Raw genomic sequence first — 4824 nt, 5'->3', positions numbered from 1 at the left:
AATATTTTCTTATATAAAATATTATAGCATACTATCTACCTTTTCATTTAAATGTATTTCTTTATTTTCATTATCTTCACATTCATCATCTTTATAAAGTACACTTATAATTTTTCCACTTATAGTAACTGCTATTATTGAGAAAAATACTTGTTTGATATCTAAATAAACCAATGACATTAAAAGAACTATTGAGTCAGTTATTAAATAGACATGGTTAACTTTTAATTTTAATAGCTTATTTCCTAAAATTGCTATTACATCATCTCCTCCAGAGGCTCCTCCACTTTTAACTACAAGTCCAACTCCAATACCTACTCCTATACCAGATAAAACGCTTGCTATTAACATATTATTTGTGAAACTTGGAACTAAAAAACCTATCTTTTCCCATATCTTATAAGTAGTCGAGAAAGTAATAGTAGATAAAATAGAGTATAATAAAAATTTCTTTCCAAAGAATTTAGAACCTATTGTAAATAATGAAAAATCTATTACTACACTTGTTATCGATGGAGATATATTAAAAACATGTTGCATCAATAATAGTAATCCTAAAACTCCACCTTCTGTAACATTATTTTGATAATTAAAGTTGTAACTTCCAAAAGATAAAATTGTCGCTCCTATAATTATCAATAATATACTTTTTAATGTTTCTTTTTTTATATATCTCAAAGTACCACTCCTAATTGCTTTATCATTATTTAATATTATATAAATTATAATTCCTTTAAACAGAATGGGAACACCAGAAGACATTGCAAATGCAGTTGCTTTCTTTGCTTCTGATGATTCATCTTATATAACTGGTAATATAATGGAAGTGTCTGGTGGCTATCATCTTGGTACTCCTCAATATGCTGACTTTGTAGGAAGAAATGCTGTAGAAGATAAATAAATTTATTTTAATGTATAATAAAAATACCTAGTTAAATATTTTTAACTAGGTATTTCTTATTTTTATATAATTACTTTATTTTAGCTTCTATATTAGCTATTCTTTCAAGAACTGAGTTCATCATTTCTTCGAACTTAGCTTTCTTAGCTTTTTCTTCATTAACTAAGCTTTCTGGAGCTTTAGCTAAGAATCCTTGGTTAGAAAGTTTTCCGTTAACTCTCTTTATTTCGCCTTCTAATTTAGCTTTTTCTTTGTTTAATCTATCTAATTCTTTAGTGAAGTCAACTAATTCATCAAGTGGTATGAATATCTTAACTCCTTCTATAACAACACTTACAGCATCTTCTGGTATGTTGTTTTCATTTTCAACTATTTCAACAACTGATGCAGATGCTAATGTTACGAAGTAATCCTTACCAGCTTCCATAGCTTCTTTCTTTTCAGCAGTAGGAACTATTATAACCTTAGCTTTCTTTGATGGTGGTACATTCATTTCAGCTCTAACATTTCTTATGTTTCTTATACCATCCATTGTTAAGTTCATCATTTCTTCTTCTTTAGCCATGTTGTCAGCCTCAGTGTAATGAGGGAAYTCAGCTATAACTATACTTCCTTCTACAGTTGGAAGGTGAGTGTATATTTCTTCTGTTATAAATGGCATATATGGGTGAAGAAGTTTTAATATCTTCTCTAATACATATGTTAATGTGTATAAAGCAGTTTGCTTAGCAGCCTTATCATCAGAATATAATCTTGGCTTAACTATTTCTATATACCAGTCACAGTACTCAGACCATGCAAAGTCATATATCTTTTGTGCAGCTATTCCAAGGTCAAACTTATCCATGTTGTCTGTAACTTCTTTAACAACATTGTTTGCTCTTGATATTATCCATTTATCAGCTAAAGTCATGTTAGACTCTACTGATTCTCTAGTTACACCATTCATTAAATCTTTATCTATATTCATGAATACAAATCTTGATGCATTCCATAATTTATTTGCGAAGTTTCTAGCAGCTTCAACTCTTTCCATATAGAATCTCATATCGTTTCCTGGTGAGTTTCCTGTAGCTAACATGAATCTTAATGCATCTGCTCCGTATTGGTCTATAACTTCTAATGGATCTATACCATTTCCTAAAGATTTACTCATTTTTCTACCTTCAGAGTCTCTAACAAGTCCATGTATTAATACGTGCTTGAATGGAGTTTCTCCCATACAGAACATTCCTGCAAATGCCATTCTTACTACCCAGAAGAATATTATATCGTATCCAGTAACAAGTACACTTGTTGGATAGTAGTAATTTAATTCTTCTGTATTGTGTGGCCATCCTAATGTTGAGAAAGGCCATAATGCAGAAGAGAACCATGTATCAAGTACGTCTTCATCTTGCTTGAAGTGGTTATGTCCACATTTACATTCTTTTGGCATTTCTTTAGCAACTACTACTTCACCACATTCTTGACAGTAGTAAGCTGGTATTTGGTGACCCCACCATAATTGTCTTGATATACACCAATCTCTTATGTTTTCTAACCATTGAGTATAAGTCTTATCAAATTTATCTGGTACGAATTGTAAATCCTTATTTTTAAGTATTTCTAAAGCTGGTTTAGCTAATTCGTCCATCTTAACGAACCATTGATCTGATAATCTTGGCTCAACAACAGTTCTACATCTATAACAAGAACCTACATTATGGTTGTGGTCTTTTATAGCTATTAAGTATCCTGCTTCATCTAAGTCAGCTATAAGTTGCTTTCTGCACTCATATCTGTCCATACCTTCGTATTTACCAGCTAACTTATTCATTGTTCCATCTTCGTTCATTACATTTATCTTTTCAAGATTATGTCTTTGACCTACTTCAAAGTCGTTAGGGTCATGAGCTGGAGTCATTTTAACTGCACCAGTTCCAAACTCTAAATCTACATAATCATCTGCAACTATTATAAGTTCTCTACCTATTAAAGGAAGTATAGCATGCTTACCTACTAAGTGCTTGTATCTTTCATCTTCTGGGTTTACAGCTATACCAGTATCTCCTAACATTGTTTCTGGTCTAGTTGTAGCTATTTCTAAGAATTCATCACTACCTGCTATTGGGTATTTTATGTGATAGAACTTTCCATCATGCTCTTCGTGCTCAACTTCTGCATCTGATAAAGTTGTCTTACAGTCTGGACACCAGTTTATTATTCTGTTTCCTCTGTATATTTGACCTTTTTCGTAAAGTTTCACAAAGAACTCAGTAACCGCTTCGTTACATCCTTCATCCATTGTAAATCTTTCTCTGTCCCAGTCACAAGAATCTCCTAACTGTTTCATTTGGTCTACTATTTTTCTACCAAATTCATTTCTCCAGTCCATAGCTCTCTTTAAGAATTCTTCTCTTCCTAATTCGTACTTTGTTTTTCCTTCTTGTTCTTTTATTCTTTCAACAACCTTAACTTCTGTTGCTATAGAAGCATGGTCAGTTCCTGGTTGCCATAATGTTTCATATCCGTCCATTCTCTTCCATCTTACAAGTATATCTTGTAAAGTATGGTCAAGAGCATGTCCCATATGTAATTGTCCAGTTATATTTGGCGGTGGAAGCATTATTGTAAATGGCTTCTTATTTGGGTTTGGCTTAGATTTAAATAATCCATCTTCAACCCACTTTGAATATAATCTTGATTCAAAGTCTTTTGGATTATACGTTTTTGGTAAATTAGTATTTTCCATTTTATTTCCTCCTTAGTATTTATTCAATAAATTACTTTATTTTAAATTTATAAAAACATTTATATTATAATTTTCTTAATATAAAAAAGAGCTTTTCACCCTATTAATAAGGACGAAAAGCTCGCGTTACCACCTTAATTCCATATTTTATATTTACTATAATAAATAAAAATATGACTCTCAATAGATTTTATCGATTCTCACCGTCTAAACTTACTATTATTTCAGTCTAGAAACTCCAAAGCTACCTTCTGTAAACCTATACTTGAAAAATCTTTCAGCCTATGAATTTTCCTCTCTATTAGTAGTATTTACATACTCCTCTTCATCAACGTTTTGTATTTAATTTATATTTTATTATATCCAATTAACATTATTATTGTCAATTATTTATGATAATATATGTATTTTTTTAAACTATATTAAATATTATAAGTTTTTACTCCAAAAGTTCATTGCCTCTATATCTTCTGTTATAGGAAGTATTCTATATCCTCTTTCTTTTAATACCTTTATTATTCCATCTAATGCTTCTACTGTTTGCTCTTTTTCATGCATTAAAATAACTAAATCTTCTTTATTCCTTCCATACAAAAGAATATTGCTTAATATATTATCAGTTGTAGCTTTCCAATCCTCGGTATCTAAGTTCCAGTCCCAAACTAATAAATCATTTTCAATTAATTTTTTGTATGATTCCTCTGGTGTATGCGGCTTACTTCCATATGGTAATCTAACTAAATTTGATGTTTTTCCAGTTATTTCTTCAAAAGTATCTTTACATACATAAAACTCATTAAGTGCAGATTCAGGTGTTTTATATAATTGTTCTACATCATGGCTTACACTATGAAATCCTACTCCGTGACCTTCTTCAGATATTCTCTGTACTTCATCTTTATGCTTATTCATATTTCTATTTATCATGAAAAAAGTTGCTTTTACATTATGTTTATCTAGTATATCTAGTATTTGATTTGTATATTTTGATGGTCCATCATCAATAGTTATATAAGCTACTTTGTCATAAGTTATACCGGGACCTTTAGTTGAATTTTCAGGAATTTTATTTATTATTTCTGTGATAGTATTAGTTTTTATTGTCCTATATATATTACTATTAAGATAATTTATTTCTTTTCTTTCACAAATAAATTTAATTACTCCCCCACATAGTAAAATCATAAAA

The 4824-nt window shown here is 30.2% G+C and carries 4 protein-coding genes and 1 other annotated feature; of the genes, 1 reads left to right on the top strand and 3 read right to left on the bottom strand.

Annotated features, from left to right (window positions below):
• Positions 1–21: 21 nt before the first annotated feature.
• Positions 22–678, bottom strand: a complete 657-nt coding sequence (locus tag G3997_RS00800; RefSeq protein WP_296646591.1) for a YitT family protein — start codon at positions 676–678, stop codon at positions 22–24.
• Between the two features lie 43 nt (positions 679–721).
• Between G3997_RS00800 and G3997_RS00795 the strand changes: the two genes are divergently transcribed.
• Positions 722–901, top strand: a complete 180-nt coding sequence (locus tag G3997_RS00795) for an SDR family oxidoreductase (RefSeq protein WP_330616281.1) — start codon at positions 722–724, stop codon at positions 899–901.
• Between the two features lie 70 nt (positions 902–971).
• Here the strand turns inward: G3997_RS00795 and G3997_RS00790 are convergent, their stop codons facing one another.
• The gene (locus G3997_RS00790) at positions 972–3635 is read right to left on the bottom strand and encodes a valine--tRNA ligase (protein WP_296646587.1); all 2664 of its coding nucleotides are present in this window, start codon (positions 3633–3635) and stop codon (positions 972–974) included.
• A 105-nt stretch (positions 3636–3740) separates the two neighbouring features.
• Positions 3741–3976 (bottom strand) — a binding site (T-box leader).
• Positions 3977–4064: 88 nt separating this feature from the next.
• Positions 4065–4824, bottom strand: a 760-nt coding sequence (locus tag G3997_RS00785) for a polysaccharide deacetylase family protein (RefSeq protein WP_296646583.1), incomplete at its 5' end; no start/stop codon positions are given.

The organism is Romboutsia sp. 13368 (genome assembly GCF_018336475.1).
GTDB lineage: Bacteria > Bacillota > Clostridia > Peptostreptococcales > Peptostreptococcaceae > Romboutsia.
This window is presented reverse-complemented; position numbering and strand designations above follow the sequence as displayed.